The organism is Azohydromonas aeria (genome assembly GCF_009760915.1).
Classification (GTDB): Bacteria; Pseudomonadota; Gammaproteobacteria; order Burkholderiales; family Burkholderiaceae_C; genus Azohydromonas; species Azohydromonas aeria.
On record NZ_VIDQ01000003.1, the window covers coordinates 132737 to 150943 of the forward strand.

19 protein-coding genes are annotated in these 18207 nt (G+C 66.2%); 10 read left to right on the plus strand and 9 right to left on the minus strand.

Annotated elements, in window-relative coordinates; translation table 11 throughout:
* Nucleotides 1–16 precede the first annotated feature (16 nt).
* On the minus strand, nt 17–688 hold the full coding sequence (locus FJ694_RS03685; protein WP_157264373.1) for a Crp/Fnr family transcriptional regulator: 672 nt from the start codon (nt 686–688) through the stop codon (nt 17–19).
* Between the two features lie 274 nt (nt 689–962).
* Nucleotides 963–1484: a Rossmann-fold NAD(P)-binding domain-containing protein gene (locus FJ694_RS03690; RefSeq protein ID WP_157264374.1), complete on the minus strand. Its 522-nt coding sequence runs from the start codon at nt 1482–1484 to the stop codon at nt 963–965.
* A 231-nt stretch (nt 1485–1715) separates the two neighbouring features.
* Between FJ694_RS03690 and FJ694_RS03695 the strand changes: the two genes are divergently transcribed.
* The 7 genes from FJ694_RS03695 (at nt 1716) to FJ694_RS03725 (ending at nt 8240) form a co-directional block, all read left to right on the plus strand.
* A complete protein-coding gene (locus FJ694_RS03695; protein WP_259373147.1) occupies nt 1716–2159 on the plus strand; it encodes a c-type cytochrome in 444 nt (147 codons plus the stop codon).
* A 153-nt stretch (nt 2160–2312) separates the two neighbouring features.
* Nucleotides 2313–3125: a universal stress protein gene (locus FJ694_RS03700; RefSeq protein WP_157264376.1), complete on the plus strand. Its 813-nt coding sequence runs from the start codon at nt 2313–2315 to the stop codon at nt 3123–3125.
* Between the two features lie 699 nt (nt 3126–3824).
* Nucleotides 3825–3962, plus strand: a complete 138-nt coding sequence (locus tag FJ694_RS03705) for a hypothetical protein (RefSeq protein ID WP_157264377.1) — start codon at nt 3825–3827, stop codon at nt 3960–3962.
* 717 nt (nt 3963–4679) lie between these two features.
* Nucleotides 4680–5924 carry a sensor histidine kinase gene (locus FJ694_RS03710; protein ID WP_157264378.1) on the plus strand — a complete coding sequence of 415 codons (1245 nt, stop codon included), beginning with the start codon at nt 4680–4682 and terminating at the stop codon, nt 5922–5924.
* Between the two features lie 14 nt (nt 5925–5938).
* The gene (locus tag FJ694_RS03715; protein ID WP_157264379.1) at nt 5939–6574 is read left to right on the plus strand and encodes a response regulator; all 636 of its coding nucleotides are present in this window, start codon (nt 5939–5941) and stop codon (nt 6572–6574) included.
* Nucleotides 6575–6911: 337 nt separating this feature from the next.
* Nucleotides 6912–7709, plus strand: coding sequence for a PAS domain-containing protein (locus FJ694_RS03720; RefSeq protein WP_198320712.1), 798 nt, complete (start codon nt 6912–6914; stop codon nt 7707–7709).
* Nucleotides 7710–7742: 33 nt separating this feature from the next.
* Nucleotides 7743–8240, plus strand: a complete 498-nt coding sequence (locus FJ694_RS03725) for a PAS domain-containing protein (protein ID WP_157264381.1) — start codon at nt 7743–7745, stop codon at nt 8238–8240.
* A 53-nt stretch (nt 8241–8293) separates the two neighbouring features.
* On the opposite strand, the gene FJ694_RS03730 is transcribed toward FJ694_RS03725, so the two are convergent.
* Genes FJ694_RS03730 through FJ694_RS03740 form a run of 3 tightly spaced genes read right to left on the minus strand, consistent with a single transcriptional unit; the run spans nt 8294 to nt 10103 of the window.
* Nucleotides 8294–8947 (minus strand): BON domain-containing protein, encoded by a 654-nt coding sequence (locus FJ694_RS03730; RefSeq protein ID WP_157264382.1) that lies wholly within the window; start codon nt 8945–8947, stop codon nt 8294–8296.
* Nucleotides 8944–9594 carry an isochorismatase family protein gene (locus tag FJ694_RS03735; protein WP_157264383.1) on the minus strand — a complete coding sequence of 217 codons (651 nt, stop codon included), beginning with the start codon at nt 9592–9594 and terminating at the stop codon, nt 8944–8946. The genes FJ694_RS03730 and FJ694_RS03735 overlap by 4 nt, the downstream gene beginning before the upstream one ends.
* 53 nt (nt 9595–9647) lie before the next feature.
* Entirely contained in the window at nt 9648–10103 is a 456-nt protein-coding gene (locus FJ694_RS03740) for a universal stress protein (protein WP_157264384.1), read from the minus strand.
* Between the two features lie 677 nt (nt 10104–10780).
* Here FJ694_RS03740 and FJ694_RS03745 point away from each other — a divergent pair.
* Complete coding sequence (locus tag FJ694_RS03745) at nt 10781–11908, plus strand: hypothetical protein (protein WP_157264385.1); 1128 nt, start codon at nt 10781–10783, stop codon at nt 11906–11908.
* Nucleotides 11909–12009: 101 nt separating this feature from the next.
* Nucleotides 12010–12942 carry a hypothetical protein gene (locus FJ694_RS03750; RefSeq protein WP_157264386.1) on the plus strand — a complete coding sequence of 311 codons (933 nt, stop codon included), beginning with the start codon at nt 12010–12012 and terminating at the stop codon, nt 12940–12942.
* A gap of 144 nt (nt 12943–13086) precedes the next feature.
* Here the strand turns inward: FJ694_RS03750 and FJ694_RS03755 are convergent, their stop codons facing one another.
* The 4 genes from FJ694_RS03755 to FJ694_RS03770 all read right to left on the minus strand — a co-directional run bounded on the left by FJ694_RS03755 (nt 13087) and on the right by FJ694_RS03770 (nt 15296).
* Nucleotides 13087–13323, minus strand: coding sequence for a universal stress protein (locus FJ694_RS03755; protein ID WP_157264387.1), 237 nt, complete (start codon nt 13321–13323; stop codon nt 13087–13089).
* A 168-nt stretch (nt 13324–13491) separates the two neighbouring features.
* Nucleotides 13492–14031 (minus strand): hypothetical protein, encoded by a 540-nt coding sequence (locus FJ694_RS03760; RefSeq protein WP_157264388.1) that lies wholly within the window; start codon nt 14029–14031, stop codon nt 13492–13494.
* Between the two features lie 204 nt (nt 14032–14235).
* A complete protein-coding gene (locus tag FJ694_RS03765; RefSeq protein ID WP_157264389.1) occupies nt 14236–14691 on the minus strand; it encodes a universal stress protein in 456 nt (151 codons plus the stop codon).
* Between the two features lie 176 nt (nt 14692–14867).
* Complete coding sequence (locus tag FJ694_RS03770; RefSeq protein ID WP_198320713.1) at nt 14868–15296, minus strand: Rossmann-fold NAD(P)-binding domain-containing protein; 429 nt, start codon at nt 15294–15296, stop codon at nt 14868–14870.
* A 422-nt stretch (nt 15297–15718) separates the two neighbouring features.
* On the opposite strand from FJ694_RS03770, the gene FJ694_RS03775 reads away from it, so the two are divergent.
* Nucleotides 15719–17845, plus strand: coding sequence for a PAS domain-containing sensor histidine kinase (locus FJ694_RS03775; protein WP_157264391.1), 2127 nt, complete (start codon nt 15719–15721; stop codon nt 17843–17845).
* Nucleotides 17846–18207: the final 362 nt, after the last annotated feature.

Below are 18207 nucleotides of genomic sequence, written 5' to 3' on the forward strand. Positions count from 1 at the left end.
TGCCGGGCCGGGTGCCCTACTGCAGCGTGACCGGCCCGGGCGAGAGGCTGCGTTCGATGTAGGTGCCCAGTGCCTGGGGGCTCGGGATGCTCACCTGGCGCCGGCCCTTTTGCGCAAAGGCGATCACGCGCGCCCGGGCCAGCTTGGACAGCGCCCGGCTCACGCTCTCCAGCGTCATGCCCAGGAAATTGCCGATCTCGGCGCGGCTCAGGCACAGGGTGATGTGGTCGGTGCGCAGGCCGCGCAGGTCCAGCGCCTCGACCCAGCGCCGCAGGAAATCAGCCACGCGCGCATCGACCGAGAGCGTGCACAGCGACAGCATCGACTCGCGCTCGCGCGCCATCTCGCGGCTCATGGCGGCGTGCAGCACGGCCAGCAGGCCCGGCCTGGAGGCCGCGGCGGCGATGAGCGCGCGGTACGGGAAGGACCAGACCTCGCCGATGTCCAGGGCGACGGCATCGCAGCCGTAGCGCCCCGATGCGATGCCGTCGAAGCCCAGCCAGTCGCCCCGGAAGTGCAGCCCCACCACCTGTTCGCGCCCGTCGGCGGTGGTGGCCACCGTCTTGAACAGGCCGGAATGGATCACGTGCAGCTCGCCGAAGGCATCGCCGCTGCGACAGACGAGGTCGCCGGCATGCAGCAGCCGCCGCCGCAGCGGCAAGTCCGAGCAGGTGAGCTGCTGCAGCATGTCGCTGATGGCTTCACGGCTGCCATCGCACGGCGCCGCGCACGGCAAGCCGAGGGACGGCGCGTCCGCCGCGCGGGAGCATGGATCTGGAGCAGAGGCGTCGAGCATGGTGGAGGTACCTGTGCGTTGGGAAGCCGGTGCCCGCAGCCTCGCCGTCCAGCGTCAACCTCGTGCCAATGCCCTGCGACGCCGGGTAACGCTTGGTGAACCGTTCGTGTCAGGCCTGCAACAGCGCGCCGTGCGGCATGGGGCCGCCGAGGTTCACGACACCGGGTCAGCGCAGCGTTTGCAACAGCAGCGCCTGCAGCAGGTACTGGCGGCTTTCCTCGATCCGCAGTCGTTCCTGCTTGCCGGCCGGCGCGGCTTCGAGGCAGGGCAGCAGTCCCATGATGGGATGGTCCCGACGTCCCAGGCCGTCGTAGACCGGGACGCCGCTGTACTGGCGCAGTTGCAGGACGGCCTGGAGCGGCAGGTCCTCGCAGTCCATGGCGTCGTACAGGCGGCCGAGCATGCGCGCCGTCTCGCAGGCTTGCGCTTCCTCCCCCTGGACCGACGCGGCCGGCAGCCGGGCCACATGGGCTCCCAGGCACCGGGCCGCGGCTTCGACCACCGCTTGCGAGCGGGCGTGCGGGCGCCGCGACAACAGCGCCAGGTGCCGGCTGCGCAGCAAGGGCGGCAGGCGGCCGCCGCCGCTGGCCATGTCGCGCAGCATGCGGGCCGTGCGCAGCAGCGCCTCGCCGTGCAGGGTCGGCGTGGCGTCCTGGGACAGCAATGCGGGTGTCAAGGTCCAGTCCATGGGCAGCGATCCGTGCCCGGTCGGCATCGAACTCGCTGTGAGGCTAGGGCATCACGGGGGCCCTGGCTTGCGTGCCGTCAATTCCGCGAGCGCTCGTCGTGCCTGACATCGGTTTGGAGCCGGCAAAGGCGACGGCTTCTGCGGACTTGACGCGGCGCAAGCCAGCCTGTCGTGGCCAGCCTAGATTGCTCGCTGCCGCGACGACGCAGCGTGATGGCGAAGGAGTGGGAGATGCCGAACGGATCCTGGGCGAAGCGGTTTGCCGTGACCGCATGGGCACTTTGCAGCCTTGGCGCGAACGCACGCGTGCAGGATGGGGGCCCTGCTTCTTCGGCCCATCTGGAGCAGGGACGCCAGTTGTTCCAGGCGCACTGCGCGCGCTGCCATGGCGCCGACGCCCGGGGCGGTGGCGGCGCACCCAACCTGCTGCAGCGCGTGGCGGGCATGAGCGAGGACCGCTTCGCGAGCGCGGTGCTGAGGCGCTACGCCTGGAGCATCGACGCCAGCGAAGCCGCCAGTCCGGATGCCGTGCGCGAGGCTCTGCTGCGCGGGACGCTGCAGCAGCGCACCTCCGCTGCCGACATGCCGGCCTGGGAGTCCAACGCGGTCGTGCGCCAGGGCATCGCTCCCCTGTACCGCTACCTCGACACGCAGGCGCGGCAGGCCGCGCGCTGACGGCGTCCGCCGACTGCCTGAGCCCCTGTGGGTGCGGGCAAGGGCGACGCCACGGAATCGGTCATTCACAAGCGCTGGCCCGGAGCCCGGCCTGGATGGGGTCCGTCCGGCGCCCAGCGCTTCGACACGGCATCGGATGCCAAGGAGACGTCCATGAACATGGTGGCTTCCATCCTGGTTCACGTCGATGCTTCGCAGCGCAGCCGTATGCGCCTGGACGTGGCTCGGCAACTCGCCCGGCGCCTGGGCGCCGCGGTGACGGCGCTGTATGCCTGCGCGCCCCAACCGGCGCCGCGGCCGTCCCGCTTCTTCGCCGAGGGTGCGGTGCTCATGCCCGAAGCCACGGCATTCGACGAGCGCTGCCGGGAGCAGGCGCACAACCTGGTGGAGGCCGGCCGGGACGGTGTCCACACCGTGTGGGCCGAGTTGCCCCATGGCTGCGCCATTACCAAGCATTTCGCGACCAGGGCATGGCTGCATGACCTGGTCGTGCTCGGCCAGCGCGACGAGGCGGATCTAGCCGCCGGCGTACCGGCGGACTTCGTGGAGTCCATCGTCATCGAAGGCGCCCGCCCGGTGCTCGTGGTGCCGTCGGGCGGCGAGTTCGGCGACGTGGGCCGCAGGGTGCTCATCGCCTGGAAGCCCAGCCGCGAAGCCGCGCGCGCCTTGACTGCGGCATTGCCGCTGCTGCAGCCTGGCGCCTCGGTGCACGTGGCCGCCTGGGGCTGCGATCCCGTGCAAGTGCGGCCGCTGCTGCTGCACCACGGCATCGAAGCCGAGTACCTGCACGAGAAGGCGGCTTGCGCCCCGGTGGGCGAGGCGCTGCTGTCGCTTTCCGCCGACCTTGGCGCGGACCTGCTGGTGATGGGCTGCTACGGCCACGCCCGCATGCGCGAGCTGATGCTCGGCGGCGCCACGCACACGGTGCTGAAGTCGATGACGCTGCCGGTGCTGATGGCGCACTGACCGACGCGCGCAAAGGGCGTCAACACGACACCGGATCGGTGTGGCGATACCCTTTTGGCGCGACTCACCATGTCCGGTCGCAGTTGGTACATCTCAAAAACTTCTGGCCTCGACGGAAAGTCAATCTGCCTGAATCAAGAACGTGCAGTTGACGAATCTGCATTATGAGCACGGAAAAAACCTCGCGGACCAGCAGTGTGTCATCCTGAACCACAGGTCAATTCAAGCCGCCCCATGAAAACACCAAACCCGGCCCGTTTGGTCAGATATTGGCAGTCGTGCCGGCTCGATGGGCGGTTTTTCGTGAAACCCATCATCAAACAGCCCGGGACATCCGGGCGCTGCGTCACCTGGTGGCAAATGACCGCAAGACCGGTTCAGGCATTGCTGCATGAATCCCACTTGCTCTCGGAAGATGCATTTTCATGCGGCAACAATGACTTGCAATCATCTTGCGCTCTCGAAGGTTGCTACCTGTTTTCCGGTATGAACTCTACTTGCACCAGGTATTGCGGCTCAAAGCCACGGGGACAAAATGGGTGGCTACTGGTTCCCCGCTGGCTTGCCATTCGTGCTATTGGTCACAAGGCTGCAAGCCGCAGGCTTATAAGTAGATGATTCGGGTGAGTTGCCCAGCGATGGAAGGAGGCAAGCATGTGTCAAAAGTCGCATCGTTCTTCAACCCAGCGCAGGCGCTATATGACTCCCGCCATCATCACACGGGCCGTGAAACCATGTTATGCCAGTTCCGGCCGTGAAGCCATGCTGAATGCCAGCCGTGATTGCAACGGCGTCAAGATGAGCATTCAGCAAATTGCCGAATGCGACAAGCGTTGACTCTGGCCTTCCATCGCGGAATGAAGCGGCCCTCGATGAAGACGACCTGACCTCATCCCGCCGGTTCGGATCATGAATATATCGAGTGACCGAACGTGGCGGGTGACGTGCCTGTCTCACCAATACTTGGTGCGGGGCTCTGAAAAGCTGGCCGACGCACACGGCAGAACAGCCGCTTTGGGCTTTTGGGCTTTTGGCCTTTGCCTGGACCTCATGGCGGCCAGGTGCGGGTGTTACGCAGGATCTTAAGCACGGGAAAATGGGTTTCGAATTTCTCGCCGGCCAAATTGATGGGCCCCGTGCGGACCTGCCCGACTGAATGCCAATGTCGCGAGAGTCCCCCCTGCACGCCCCGCTCATCAGGGCGGGGAACGAAGCCCCTTCCGGCCCGCTCGGACGGTGTGGTCGGAGCGGACTGTCGCCTTAGACCTTATCAGCTTGCCAGCCTGCCAGGCACCACGGCCCCTTTTCCCTTTCGCATTACTCTTCCCCTTTCCCATCTCCCCTTTCCCACCGCCCGTTTCCCTTTTCCCGTTTTCCGTTTCCCGGGCCGAACTGTCTGCATGACGGTGCGACCGGGCCTGTTGCCACTGCTCATGTCCGCCCACCCAATGTCAAGGCCTGGCAGTTCACACCAAATTTGAGCTTTATCAAGAACGAGCTTTGGGGGCATCGCAGACTGGAAGGATTTCCACCCGAGACAGTGGGTCGCTTGACATGAATACTGTTACCGCGACCACGGCCATGGACCCCAGGCCACCATTCGGCCTGATTTTGCTGCCCGACGCACCGCGTTACAGTGTTGTTGCCTGTACGACGTCGTGCACGCTCCTGAACCCAAGACTGGAAGGGTTATTGCGCGGTCGGGGGCTATTTGATGTGGAGTGGCCTGCCGACTTTGGATGGATGCAGGCTCGGACAAATATCAGCAGACTGAGCTTGTCGCTGCAGCGGGCCGTTGCTTCGGGAGAGCAAGACAACGTGGTACTGGATGCCCGGCACGAAACACCATGTCCGCAAGCGCTCGCGGGCCCGCTGCAGCGTAAATGGTCTGCAACCCAACTGCCCTTTGATGACGGCGCCGGCAAGGTTCAATACATCGTTCACCTCATCGAGCCCATGAAGACCAGTGCCGATGCCGAAAAAATTGATGACACGGCGATGCATGAGCCATTTGGGGAAGTTGCTCGCATGCGTTCCATGGTGCATGAATTGCAGCAGCGAACGAATCAGATGTACGGCATGCAGGCCGATTTCAAGCGGACCGTTGAAAAGATGCGGACGTTCATGAGCAACCGGTCCGTGCTGTTGCAGCAAATGGTGGGAGAGCAGGCTGCCATGGACGAGCGGGAACGACGGGCGCTCGCGAGGGACCTGCACGACGATCTTGCCCAAACGCTCATGGCGGCACGCATGAAACTTTTCACACTGGGAAAAGGCTTTCGCGGAAAGAACAGGGAGCTGCTTTCCGAAGTCGAAGGGCTGATCGCGGACGCTGATCGCTTCACCCGCTCCCTGGCCAGCCAGTTGATGCCGCCCATGCTTTACGAACTGGGCTTGGTGCCGGCCCTGCAATGGCTTTGCGAGGAAATGGAGCGCCGCTATGGATTGCATGTGGAATTTGTGGATGACGCCCTGGAGAAACCGCTGTCGCAGGATACGCGCTCCATTGTCTATCGAGCTGTTCGTGAATTGCTGATCAATGTGGCCAAGCATGCGAAAGTCGATACGGCGCTGCTTGTGTCGTGTGTTCAAGGCCGGCGCATCGTGATCCGCGTCAGCGATGATGGCGTGGGCTTTGATTTTCAATCCATCCGCGCCGAAAGTGTGGCCGGGTCCAGGTACAACCTGGGACTTGCCAGCATTCCCGAGCGCGTGGCTTTTCTGGGTGGTCGCTTCGATATTGAAAGCCGGCCTGGCCAGGGCACCACGGTCACGCTTACCGTACCGCTGCAATATTAGCCCGGGAGACGAGTATGGCCACCAGGATCTTGCTGGTCGAAGACCACCGACTGGTCCGCGAGATACTTGCACAATCGCTGGGAAGCGATGCAAACCTGGAAATCGTGGGCGAGGTCGGCAGTGCGGTGTCGGCCGTTGAGGCGACGCGTACGCTGCAGCCGCAAATCGTGGTCGTGGACATTGGCCTGCCGGACATGAATGGCATCCAACTGACCGCGCTGCTGCTGCGGGAATGGCCGGGACTGAAAATCATTGCGCTGTCGGCTTATGAAGACCCGTGTTTCGTCAAGGAAATGATGCGGGCCGGTGCCAATGCTTACGTGACCAAATCTTCCGCCACCCTGGAACTCCGGCAGGCCATTCACGCCGTGATGGAGGGCAAAAGCTACTTCTCGTGCGCCGTAGCAACCACATTGGCCCGTCAGTACCGGGGCCAACAAGACGCCGGGGCGCCGCCGCTAGGACGCCGTGAGCGCGAAGTCCTGAAGCTGGTGGCACAAGGCAAGAAGTCTCCGGGCATTGCGCAGGAATTGCGCATCTCGGTGGGCACGGTGGATGTCCATCGACGCAACATCATGCGCAAGCTGGACCTGCATTCGGTTGCGGAACTGACGGCTTATGCCATTCGTGAAGGACTGGTCTTGTTGTGAGCTGCGGATCAATCCGCTGGCGGTGGCGTGCCCGCCCGGTTGTCACTGTTCGGATTTTTTGCCGAAATTCTGGTTTTTGTTGCAATCGGCTTTGGCGGCTACCCTGGTCCCGGTAGTTCAAGCACCCAGGCATTTGTATTTCTCTCACCCGTCCAAGCCGCTAAGGTAGCTCTTGAAACCGTTGGAGAGAGGGTGAGGGGATACCAAAAAAATTGAGGCGCTGCTCGTCATGGGCAGTGAAAGGCGCAGGGATCCGCCAGGGATCAGGCGCCATATCGAGATTGCGGGCCTGTCCTGTCCGCATCGATCCCACAACCCGTGCCCGCATTGCAGAGTGATGACCAAGCAGGATGAAGACGGTGCGCCGCCGTGGGCGTCGCCGGCGCAGGACCACGGCGACGAGTTTTCAGCGTTGGCCGAAGCCGTGCCGGCCCTGGTGTTCCTGGTGGATGCCGATGGCTGGATCATGCAGACCAACCGGCTTTTCCAGGACTGCACCGGGTCGGATGACAGCGCGCGATCGGGCAGCACGTGGCTGTCCTGGGTGCATGCCCAGGACCGGGCTGGAGCGCTGGCGGCCTGGACCGCCGCGCTGGTTGAAGAGCGCGCCGTCGAGTTGCGCTTGCGACTGCGCCAGGCAGACGGCGCCTTTCACTGGTTCGACTGCCGGGGTGTGCCCGTGCGTCTGGATGGAAACATCGACCGCTGGGCCTTTGCCGCGACGCGGGTTCCCGACGACGAACCTTCATCAAGGCTGGCTGGCGACGACGGGGGGTGCCGGCAGGCGTTGGAGCAGGCGCCTGAGGGTCTGGTCGGGGAGACGGCTCGATGCGTTGCCGGTGAAAGCGCCAGGGCTGAACACGAATCCGTGCTGGGGTACTTCGTGGACGGCATCCCGGTGGCCATCGCGCTCTTCGACCGCGACATGCGCTACCGGGCCTGGTCGCGGCAGTACTTGTCGGAGCTCGGCCTGCCCGCGGACACGCCGCTGCTGGGCCGCTCGCATGACGAGGTGCTTCCGGAGACGCCTCGTCACTGGCGCGACATGCATGCTCGGGTGCTGCAGGGAGCGGACCAATGCGCCGCAGACGAACCGTTCCACCGCAGGGATGGCAATACCGACTGGGTACGCTGAGCCATGCGGCCCTGGCGCGATGGTGACGGTACCGTGGTCGGCGCGATGCTGTTCTTCGAGGTGGTCACGGACCAGGTGCTGATGGCGCGCGCGCAACAGGAGTCGGTGCAAAAGCTGCGTGCCAGTGAAGCCCGGTATCGAGGCCGCGCCGAGCTGCTGCTGCATTGCCTGGAGGCCGCGCCATTTCCGATCTGGGCCAAGGATGCACAGGGCCGCTGGCTTCTGGCCAACCCGGCCGCTGCGGCCCTGTTGGTGCCGGCACGTCCTTCGCTGCAGGGTCGCCCCGTGGACGGCGACCGGTCCGCGCTGCACATCGAGAGGGACCTGGAGGAGCGCGCGTTGCGCGAAGGCGCCACCGTGCGGGTCGAGATCGGGCTCTTCAATGCCGGCAACGGGATTCCGAGGCGCCTCCTCGTCAGTATGGTGCCGATGCGTGCAGGCGAAAGCGGCATAAGCGGGCTGATGGGATTTGCGCACGACCTGGATGCGGGTTCGCTCCGCCCGGCGTCTTCGTGCCCGACAAGTGCCTGACAAGCGTATCGAGGACAAGTCTGCGGGCGCTAGAGCCCGAGTGCCGCTGAGACTCAAGCCACCCTGAGCCGGTTGACCACGGAACGGACTCCAGGAGCGGAGCGCACCGTGCCTTCCACGGCTTCGCGCTCGCGCCAGGAATCCACCGTGCCGTCGAGGCTGACCGTGCCTGCGCCACTGACATGGATGTCGAGATGCCGGGCCTCGCGCTGCGCGTGTCGCACCAGCGCCTGGCGGATGCGCTCGGCCAGGTCAGGCGGCATGGGGCGCTGCTTGAGCGTGGTGTCGTTGGAGACGCCGATCACGCCCCGGAGAGCACCCACGGCCTTCTCCACCAGCCGGCGCTGGTACTCCCATTCCAGCTCGCCTTGCAGCGTGATCCAGCCCTTGTCCACCATCAGCCTGACGGCAGTGGCGGGGATGGAGGCGAGGTGGGACAACGCGGCTTCGGCCGCCTGGGCGATGTCCGTGTCGCTGCGCCGGTGATCGGGGGACAGCCGCACGTCGAGCTCCAGGGCCACGGCCCTGATGCCGCTGACGCGCTGCAGCGCCTTTTCCACCGCCCACTTTTCCGCATAGGTCTGCAGGTGGCCGGACACCGTGACCACGCCGTCCTTGACCGCCACGCCCAGCGCCGTGGACTGCACGGCCGGGTCCATGTCGAACTCGTCCTCGATGTCCCGCTTCAACTGTGCATCGCCTTTCATGCCTGTCTCCTTTCCGGGCGGGCACTCATGGGGCCGGCCATCAGCGCTGCGCTGTCACTGAGGACGGCGCCGGCGCGCCCCATCTCCTCCACCGCTCGCTCTCCATCGCCAGGTTGCAGGTTCTCCGCGGCCACGGCGTCGCGCAGCACCACGACCGCGAAGCCCTGCGCCAGGGCATACAGCACCGTGCGCAGCACGCTATGGTCGGTCGCCAGTCCGCCGACGAACAGGCGCTTCACGCCCGAATTGCGCAGACGCGGCAGCAGATCGGTTCCCGCGAAGGCCGAACAGGCCTCCCGCCCTGGCGACGTGGCCTTGGAAACCAGCCCCACCGTAGCGGGCAGCCGCAACGCCGCCGAGAAGGCTGCGCCAGGGCTGTGTGCCACGCAGTGGCTGGGCCATGGACCACCCTGGGCGTGGAAGGAGCAGTGATTCGGCGGATGCCAGTCCCGCGTGACGTACACGGGCAGGTTGCGCCTGGTGAACGCCTCGATGCCGCGGGCCAAGGGGGCCAGCACCCGGTCCCCGCGCGGCACGGACAGCGCGCCGCCGGGCAGGAAATCCCGCTGGGGATCGACCACCAGCAACGCGTCGCCGCGGCGTGGTTCCACTTGCTCGATATGGCCCGTCTCCTCGGTCCTTGTCATGGCCAGCCCTCGGTCGGTTTGAACTTCGATGCTGCAGTGGCGCCCATGCAGGCTCAGGGCTTGAGGTGCTGATGCCGGACCAGCAGCACCGGTACCGCGGCATGGTGCAGCACGAGCTCCGCATCGCTGCCCATGGCCAACCGGCTGAGGCCGCGACGGCCGTGCGTGCCCATCACGATGAGCTGGCAATTCCTGGCCTGCGCTTCACGGGCGATGAGTTGTCCCACACGGCCTGACATCAGTTCCGTCAGCACGGCCTCGGTGCGTACGCCAGCGTGGTCTGCCTCCCCGCGCCCGCTGGCAAGCAGCTTCTCGCCATGCTCCAGCACGTCCTGCTGAAAATCGGCGGCGTGCAGCACGGACGACATATCGACCAGCATGGGCAGGTCGTTCACGACGTGCAGCAGCACGAGCACCGACTGGAGCGCCGTGGCCAGGGCGATGGCTTCACGAAGGCCTTGGCCGGCCGTGTCGCTGCCATCGATGGGCACCAGGATCCTTGCGTACATGCGGACCTCGCCAGTCGATTCGACGCCGCATGATCAACGCGTGCCGGCCAGGGAGCTTGCGAAATCGCAATTGGCGCCCATGCAGGGCCGCTCCGGCGCCCGCCATCGAGGTGCGCAGCCATGTCGTGCAGATGGATACATTTGCGGCCCGTCCGAGGCACTGGAGTTGACGCGTCGCAAGTGCGCGTATCGGCCGGCTCCTAGATTTTCGTTGCCGTTGCGACAGAGACTCTGCGACCGGCGCCAGGGACCGGCCACCAGGGGTCGTGCATCGACGCCATCTTCTCAACGGAAGGAGCATCGAATGAACGCCTTGATCCCGCTGTCGCGCCTTGACGAAATGATCCTGCGGCGGTGTGCCAGTGGCCATTTCCATGGCCCGTGTACTGGACGCCCCGCTGGAGGACTTCGGGGCGATCGGGATGTTCTACCGGCATTTCGATCGGGTCAGCGACGTGGCAGTGGTGGCGATGGTGAAACCACTCCTGTAGCGTGCCCGAATAACGGGTCTCAGGTGGGCAGAAACTCGATTCTGCTCGGAATAATACCCGTTGATGTTCCATTCACGGGGATTTGCATTTTGCGTCTGCTGGCGCTATTGAAGGTGCCGCGAGACGATGATGCTGGCGTGCTGACATTCATCGAATGGACGGCTGGAAATCGATGAACTGTTTTCCATGCTTGACGTGCCGATCAACCATGATCCGCGGGAGAAATCCATGAAGCCATTTCGCATTTCCGGTTTGATGGTGGCGATGCTGGCCTGCTCCAACAGCTGGGCAGTGCCGGAGAGTGCAAGTGTCGGCACCCCGGCCCACGCCGGTGCGACGACCTACGCGGTACACGACCTGGGCTCGGTACAAGGCGGCGCCAGTCATGCGCGCGCCATCAACGGGCGTGGGCAGGCTGCAGGGTATGCCGTCTTCAATGTGAACGGGGGCATGCGTCCGGCCCTGTTCGAGCTGGGCAAGCTGCCCCTGCCCATCCACACCGACGGTCCAGGGGAAGCCAACGGCCTGAACGACGATGGCGAGGTCGTGGGCTACTACATGCGGGGCGACAGCAGGCAGGCCTTCCTGTGGCGCCGGCACGAATTGAGATTACTGTTGTCGCCCATCGGTGGCCCATCCGAAGCCAGCGCGATCAACAACCGCTCCGAAGTCGTCGGCTGGTTTGAAGTGGCGCCCGGAGTGAGGCACGGCTTTTATTACTACAAGGGCCGATTGATCGATCTGGGAAGCTGGGGCGGCATTTCCTCGCAGGCCACCGGCATCAACAAGAAGGGCGATATCGTCGGATTCAGGCAGGTGGCGGTGAACGGGATCATGGTCACGCAGGGTGTACTGATGCTTCAAGGGCAAAAACCTCGATTGATTCGTCCGCCCAAGGATTTCGACAACATGCTCCCGAACAGCATCAACGAGAGTGGTGACGTGGCCGGGAAAATGTGGAGCAGCAGCCGGCGCTTCGATTTCGAGACCTCGGCGTTTGCCACCCGCGATGGCCAGGTCGTGAATCTGCAGCGGCCCGGCTGCTGCTTCGGCACCGCGGGTGTCGCACTGAACAAGAAGGGCGTCGTGGTGGGCTACAACTTCGACCGCAACGGCGACCCGCATGAGAACCTGACGCTGTGGCATCCGAAGCAGGGGCAGGTCGGCCTGTCGGGCCTGGGGCGCGACCAGGGTTGGTATCAGCTGACCGAAGGCAACGACATCAGCAACGACGGCGTGATCGTGGGTGCGGGTGTGCAGTGGCCGCGGGACTTCTTTCCGCATGCCCTGATGCTGGTGCCGCGGCGGCCATAGCGCTTCCCGTTCCCTGCGTCACCCGGCGCAGCGCGTTGCAGAGATTCACATCACGCGGTGGCACGGCTCCCTTGACGGCACCGCAGGCCAGGAGGTCCACCATGTCAGCCCATCCCGCCGTGTCCAGCCTGACCATGTCGGCGCAGCGCGCCAACAAGCCGCTCGATCGGGTCTATGACGTCTTCCTGTCGCACCGCAAGCAGGACGAGCAGCTCATCGACGAGCTCGTGGACTGCATCGAGATGGAGCTGGGCTTCACGACCTACGTTGACTGGAAGAACAGTGCCGACGAGCTTGACCGCGGCAACGTCACGCCCGACACCGCTGCCTACCTGCGCAACGTGATGCGGCACGCCAGCAGCCTGATCTACGTGGTGGGCAGCGACCCTGCCGGCTCGACCTGGACGCCCTGGGAGCTGGGCTTCTATGACGGCCGGCAAAGTGCGCGCCGCATCGGGATCTACCTGCCCAAGGGCGTGCACATGCCGACGGACAAGCTGCACTACCTGGGCCTGTACGGGAAGCCGTTGCGCGAGAGCGACCTGGAGGACTTTCTCACGGCGGCGGTTCTCGACACGGCCGCCCTGGACTCGGCGCAGACGGACCAGTGGGCACGCCACCTGACCCGGCTGGCCAGCAACCCATTGGACTACACGCTGTCGGTGCTGCAGTGGCATCTCGGGTTCTGCGCCAACCGGCTCACGCTGCCGCAGGCTCAGGGACTGACGCTGGACGACCAGCCGTGGGACATGCCCGTCGAGTCGCTGCCCTGGGCGGGCACGTGGCTGGATGCGCTGCGCGCCGGCCAGTACCAGGTGCGCGAGTTGCGCCGGCAACTGCAGCGTGTGCAGCGCGGACAGCTGCCGGCGGCCGTGGTCGCGGGCGACGGCGCTTCGCTGCTGTCCGCCTGGAACTCGGCACTTGCGCGACTCGGCGCTTTCCATCGGAGTTCCTGGTTCCCCGGCGCTGCCGCTCCCTGGCTTCAGCATGGTTCCGTGAACCCGGACGTGGTGGACAGCCGCTACACCAGGTGATCCCGGGCTCGGTGCGGCATTGGAGAGAAGCGGGCTGGCCGGCCCGGGCGAAGGATGAGCTTCAAGCCGTCGTGACATCCCGGTGCTTGCCCATGCTCACCCGCACCAGTGAAGAAGTCGCCGTGGCTTACTGTCCAGCCATCTTCAGGTGGGCGTGCCGCCTTCCGCGCGCACCAGGAGCACCGGTACGGTGGACGTGCGCACCACGAGCTCGGCATCGCTGCCCAGGGCGAGCCGCGTCAGGCCACGCCGGCCATGGGGGCCCATCACGATGAGCTGGCAGTCATGTGCACTGGCTTCTTCGACAATGGCCGTGGCGGCCCGGCCGGAAGGAATCTCGCGCAGCACGGCCTGACTGGGCACCAGGATCCTCGAGTACATGGCCGACCTCCGTGTGCAGCCGCATGGCGACCGGTGGAACGATCTTCGTGAGGTACGGCGGGCCGGGATCGAGACAACGCAATCGGCGGGAAGCTTGCTGCCCGTGCGTGGGGCAACGAGATGGCCGAGCGGCAGGCCGGCGACGGTGTTCCGCGTGGTGCGCGGCGGTTACGGGGTCTGCAAGCCCGCCTTTTGCCGGTCCCAGAATGCTTGCCAGTCCTGGGCAGCCTGCTCGAAGTTCTTTCGAAGTCCTTCGAATATCGCCTTCGCATCGGCTGCATCGACGACGACTGCCATCGGCATGACGGAAGGAGGAAGTGCTCCGAATGGCCGCGGGGTCATGAACTCGAGCAGCTGCCACATCAGGGCAGCCTGGGAGCTGAGCAGATTCGCCGTCGCTTCGAGCTGGCGTTGGGACAACTGCGTGACCACGGCCGCCAGGTCGTCGTTCCCGGACTCGCCCAGCTTGCCGGAGCCCGGCACCGGAGAAACCGTGCTCGCCACGACTCCATTCCACGCCGGAAGCAGGTTTTCCAGAACGGTCAACTGGTGCGACTGCAGCTGCTTCATCCACTTCATGAGCTGCTCGGCTGCCTGCACAGCCGTGGAGACGCCGTCCAGCAGGGGCACTGTCCCCGAGGCGGCTCCTGCGTCACCGTTTGCATGGTCAGCCTGGTCAGTCATGCTTTGCGTCTTCCTGCGATTCATGGCTGGGCTCCTTGGAATGGAACGGAAGGAACGGGTAAACATAAGCGGCCCGTTCGCGTGCCGCTTGCGCATGCGCAAGCGGCGTCGTACCTGAATGTCACCAGCGCCTGCTGCCGGATTGCAGGCGTGCCTGGGGCATCGACCTTGGCAGGCGCTGCGCCGAGCCTGCCGCGCAGCGGCAGCCCAGGTGCTGGCGGGCGCTCCTCAACTGGCGGCAGCGCCGGCTCGCACCAGCAGCACGGGAACCATGGACGCCCGCACGACATGCTCCGCGTCGCTGCCCAGGGACAGCCGGGTGCGTCCGTTGCGCCCATGCATGCCCATCACGATCAGGCCGCACTGGCGCCGGGACGCCTCGTCCAGGATGGCGCTGGAAACCCGGTTGGACAGCACTTCGCGAAGCACGGCCTCGAAGGGCAGGCCCGAGGCTTCGAGGCTGTCTGCATGCTGGTCCAGCAGTGCCTGGCCGCTCTCGAGACAGGCCTGCCGCGCTTCATCGAAGCTGGCCGTCGTGGGCTGGGTCAGCAACAGATGGTAGGCGTCCACGACATGCAGCAGCACCAGCCTGGAATCGATAAGGCGGGCAAGGTGGACCGCCTCCTGCAGGGCCCGCTCCGACTCCGCGCTGCCGTCGACTGGAACCAGTATCTTCTGATACATCGCGACCTCCGGCAGGGCAGTCCTGGCAGCCCTCCCGGCCATTGTTGGAGGCTCCGGGCGGCCCCGCTTGAGATAACGCAATCAGGCACGCCGGACGCCGCCCCATGCTGCTGCATTGCCAGGCGGTGGCGCAACCGGTCGGGCCCGGGATGGTGCCGCCTCCCGGGCGACCGCGCTCACAGCAACGTATGCACCAGCATGGCCTGCAGCAGGAGGTGGTGGCCGTCATCGCCGCCTGCGGGCGCTCCGGTGGCCTGTGTCTGCTCCCCATCGAGGTGGGGCAACAGTTGCGCCACCGGGTGGTCGTGGCGACCCAGGCCGTCGTACACCGGCACGCCGCTGTCGCGGTGCAGGCACTGGACCAGCTCGGCCGGCAGGCCGTCGCAGTCCAGCGCGTCATAGCAGCGCCCGAGCAGCCGCGCGGTGTCGCGGATCTGCGCAACGTTGTCCGGAGCAACGGCCAAGGGGGGAACCCAGGCCACGCGCGCTCCGAGTCCGCGCGCCGCGTGGGCCACCACGCCCTGCGAGGCATTGTGACGGTCGGCCGACAGCAGGCCCAGGTGCTTGCCGTCCAGCAGTGGCGGCAAGGCGCCGGAACGGCTCATGGTGCGCAGCGAGCGGGCCAGTTGCAGAACGGCTTGACCCACCGGAGTAGGCAGGGCGTTCGCGGTGAGCAGGAGCGGAGAAGTGGTCGGATGCATGAGCAAGCCGGGCGCCGGGCGGTTACAGCACGTTCTTGCGCCGCTTGGACGTCGGTCACGCGGCAGGCACGGTGAGCAGCCCGAATTGTGCAAGTGGCAGTCCCGGCCAGGTTCCGCCCAGGTGGTCACATTTCACGCTGGAGCGCTTCGTGGACGTGACGGCCTCGATGCGCCTGATGCAGGAAGCAGCGGCCCGGCGAACACGCCCGGCGAGGCGATGTTGATGAAACATGGCTTCTCAAGCCCGGTATGCAGGCGGGAAGGTCGCCCGGGGCGAGGGCCAGGTGTGACCGCCGGGCACAGGGGCTGCTGGTCTGTCTGCGGTGATGGACTCGCTATGCACATCGGTTTTCGAGACGGTCTTCAAGCGCTCCACGGCGGGCGGGTACTTGCTGTCGCCCACGCCGGAGTTCCGCATCCTGGCCGTCAACGACACTTTTCTTGAAGCCACCGGGCGCACCCGCGCCGAGCTGCTGGGCGTGCCGCTGTTCGAGGCATTCGGGGCCCGTCCTGGAGACGAGGGCGGGGTGCACGCGCTGCGGGCATCGCTGCTGAAGGTCCTGGTCACCGGCGAGCCTGACATGCTGACCGTGCAGCGCTACCCGATTCCGGTCATTGCGGCTGATGGCTCCAGGCACTTCGAGGAGCGCTACTGGAGCGCGCTCAACACCCCCATTCCAGGACCCGACGGCGCACTGGCCTGCATCTCGCACAGCACCATTGACGTCACCGACGTCGTACGCCTGCGCTCGCAGGCCAGGCAGAGCGCCGACGAGGTGGCACGGGTGCGCGCCGAAGCCGACCTGGCCAACCGTGCGCAGCTGCTGCACGAGGTCAACCGCGCGCTGGAGGCCGAGCGGGGCCGGCTGGCCCACCTGTTCGAGCACGCCCCGGGCTTCGTCTACTTCACCGAGGGTGCGGCGCACCGCATCGTGCAGGCCAACCGGGCCCTGTCGGCGCTGGCCGGACCGCGCGATCTCGTGGGCTGCACCCTGGCCGAGGCCTTTCCTGGCGAAGGCGCCCAGGCATTTCGTGACCTGCACGACGAGGTATGGCGCAGCGGCAAGCCCCGCGTTGCGGGCGCGCTGCCCCTGCTGCTGCGGGATGCGGCTGCCGCGCGCTCCCTCGTGCTGGAAGTCGCGCTGCAGCCCGTCCTGGACCGGCTGCAGCAGGTCACCGGCATCTGCGTCCAGGGGCACGACATCACCGAGCGGCAGCAGGCCCTGGCCCGGCTGGCCGAGCTCAATGCCTCCCTGGAAGCGCAGGTGCACGAGCGCACGGCGCAACTGCTGGAACTCGCGGAGCGCGAGCACGCCATCCTGACCAGTGCCGCCAGCGCCATCATCGCCACCGACCTCGCCGCGCAGGTCACCAGCTTCAACCCGGCGGCCGAGGCGATGCTGCGGGTGCCCGCGGTCCAGGCCCTGGGCAACTCGGCACTGGCCTTCTTCGACGTGGCGGAACTGCTGGAGCACGCGGCGGCGCTGCCGCAGGAGGTACGCGACAACGCACAGGCACTGCCGCCGCCGCTGCAGGACGCCATGCGGCGCCCGCCGCAGCAACCAGGCCATGTCCGCACGGAATGGACCTTCGTGCGCGGCGACGGGACGCGCTTTCCCGGCCTGATGAACATCAGCGTGCTGCGCGACAGCCACGGCCAGGCGATAGGCTTCCTGGGCGTGCTCACCGACCTGACCGAGCGCCGCGCGCTGGAGGAGGCGCTGCGCCAGCGCAGCACCCAGGCCGAGGCCGCCAGCCGCGCCAAGAGCGCGTTTCTCGCGCACATGAGCCACGAGCTGCGCACGCCGCTCAACGCCGTCATCGGCCTGTCCCAGCTGCTGCGTCTGCGCGAGCTGCCCGAAGACGTGGGCCGTTTCGTCGGCCACATCCACGATGCCGGCGAACAGTTGCTGGCGCTCGTCAGCGACGTGCTGGACCTCTCGCGCATCGAAGCCGGCGAGCTGCGGCTGGAAGAGGCGGCCTTCGACCTGGCCCCGCTGCTCGACACCGTGCTGGCGATGGTGCGGCCGCAAGCCAACGCCAAGGGCCTGGCTCTGATGGTGGACATTGCGCCGGCGCTGCAGCTGCGGCTGATCGGGGATGCATTGCGACTGCGCCAGGTGCTGCTGAACCTGCTCGGCAATGCGGTGAAGTTCACGGCGGCCGGCAGTGTGACGCTGCGCCTGCGGGTGCAGGCCGCCGGTGCCGGGAACGCGCTGCTGCGCCTTGACGTCGTGGACACCGGCATCGGCATCGCGCCCGAGCAGCAACGCCACATCTTCGAGCCGTTCACGCAGGCTGACGACTCCATCACGCGACGCTACGGCGGCTCCGGACTGGGGCTGTCCATCGTGCGGCGCCTGGTGCACATGATGAAGGGAACACTGTCCGTGCAAAGCCAGCCGGGGCAGGGCAGCACCTTCAGCGTGGAGTTGCCGTTCCGCGTGGCGTGACCGGCGCACTGGCACTCGCGCAGCCTGTTCCGTCCGGCGCCAAGCCCTGGCTTTCGATCCGCCGTGCCGTCTCGGCCAGCGATTCGGCCCGGACCCGGTGGGCGCTTGACGCGGCAATCGGCGCCGACATGCCTGATAGCAGGCAGTTGTGCAAGAGCGCGCTCAACTTCAGCGGTGCGAAGCGCGAACAATGTCACGGGGCCGGGCTTCAGCAACTTCGCCGCAAGCACGATAAGAAGTCTCAGGCTGCCACGAAAAGCCGCCATGGCATCGAGGCAGGCATCCCCAAGACACCACACCGAGCCCAAGGGCCTCCCGTGAGCTCAACCCGTTTTCCATGGTCATGACCCTTGCGACGGCGC

What these genes read in the sequence shown, in the direction of transcription:
- FJ694_RS03685 (WP_157264373.1), bottom strand. Translation starts at nt 688, where the DNA reads ATGCTGCAGCAGCTCACCTGCTCGGACTTGCCGCTGCGGCGGCGGCTG.
- FJ694_RS03690 (WP_157264374.1), bottom strand. Translation starts at nt 1,484, where the DNA reads ATGGACTGGACCTTGACACCCGCATTGCTGTCCCAGGACGCCACGCCG.
- FJ694_RS03695 (WP_259373147.1), top strand. Translation starts at nt 1,716, where the DNA reads ATGCCGAACGGATCCTGGGCGAAGCGGTTTGCCGTGACCGCATGGGCA.
- FJ694_RS03700 (WP_157264376.1), top strand. Translation starts at nt 2,313, where the DNA reads ATGAACATGGTGGCTTCCATCCTGGTTCACGTCGATGCTTCGCAGCGC.
- FJ694_RS03705 (WP_157264377.1), top strand. Translation starts at nt 3,825, where the DNA reads ATGACTCCCGCCATCATCACACGGGCCGTGAAACCATGTTATGCCAGT.
- FJ694_RS03710 (WP_157264378.1), top strand. Translation starts at nt 4,680, where the DNA reads ATGAATACTGTTACCGCGACCACGGCCATGGACCCCAGGCCACCATTC.
- FJ694_RS03715 (WP_157264379.1), top strand. Translation starts at nt 5,939, where the DNA reads ATGGCCACCAGGATCTTGCTGGTCGAAGACCACCGACTGGTCCGCGAG.
- FJ694_RS03720 (WP_198320712.1), top strand. Translation starts at nt 6,912, where the DNA reads ATGACCAAGCAGGATGAAGACGGTGCGCCGCCGTGGGCGTCGCCGGCG.
- FJ694_RS03730 (WP_157264382.1), bottom strand. Translation starts at nt 8,947, where the DNA reads ATGAAAGGCGATGCACAGTTGAAGCGGGACATCGAGGACGAGTTCGAC.
- FJ694_RS03735 (WP_157264383.1), bottom strand. Translation starts at nt 9,594, where the DNA reads ATGACAAGGACCGAGGAGACGGGCCATATCGAGCAAGTGGAACCACGC.
- FJ694_RS03740 (WP_157264384.1), bottom strand. Translation starts at nt 10,103, where the DNA reads ATGTACGCAAGGATCCTGGTGCCCATCGATGGCAGCGACACGGCCGGC.
- FJ694_RS03745 (WP_157264385.1), top strand. Translation starts at nt 10,781, where the DNA reads ATGCTTGACGTGCCGATCAACCATGATCCGCGGGAGAAATCCATGAAG.
- FJ694_RS03750 (WP_157264386.1), top strand. Translation starts at nt 12,010, where the DNA reads ATGTCAGCCCATCCCGCCGTGTCCAGCCTGACCATGTCGGCGCAGCGC.
- FJ694_RS03755 (WP_157264387.1), bottom strand. Translation starts at nt 13,323, where the DNA reads ATGTACTCGAGGATCCTGGTGCCCAGTCAGGCCGTGCTGCGCGAGATT.
- FJ694_RS03760 (WP_157264388.1), bottom strand. Translation starts at nt 14,031, where the DNA reads ATGAATCGCAGGAAGACGCAAAGCATGACTGACCAGGCTGACCATGCA.
- FJ694_RS03765 (WP_157264389.1), bottom strand. Translation starts at nt 14,691, where the DNA reads ATGTATCAGAAGATACTGGTTCCAGTCGACGGCAGCGCGGAGTCGGAG.
- FJ694_RS03770 (WP_198320713.1), bottom strand. Translation starts at nt 15,296, where the DNA reads ATGAGCCGTTCCGGCGCCTTGCCGCCACTGCTGGACGGCAAGCACCTG.
- FJ694_RS03775 (WP_157264391.1), top strand. Translation starts at nt 15,719, where the DNA reads ATGGACTCGCTATGCACATCGGTTTTCGAGACGGTCTTCAAGCGCTCC.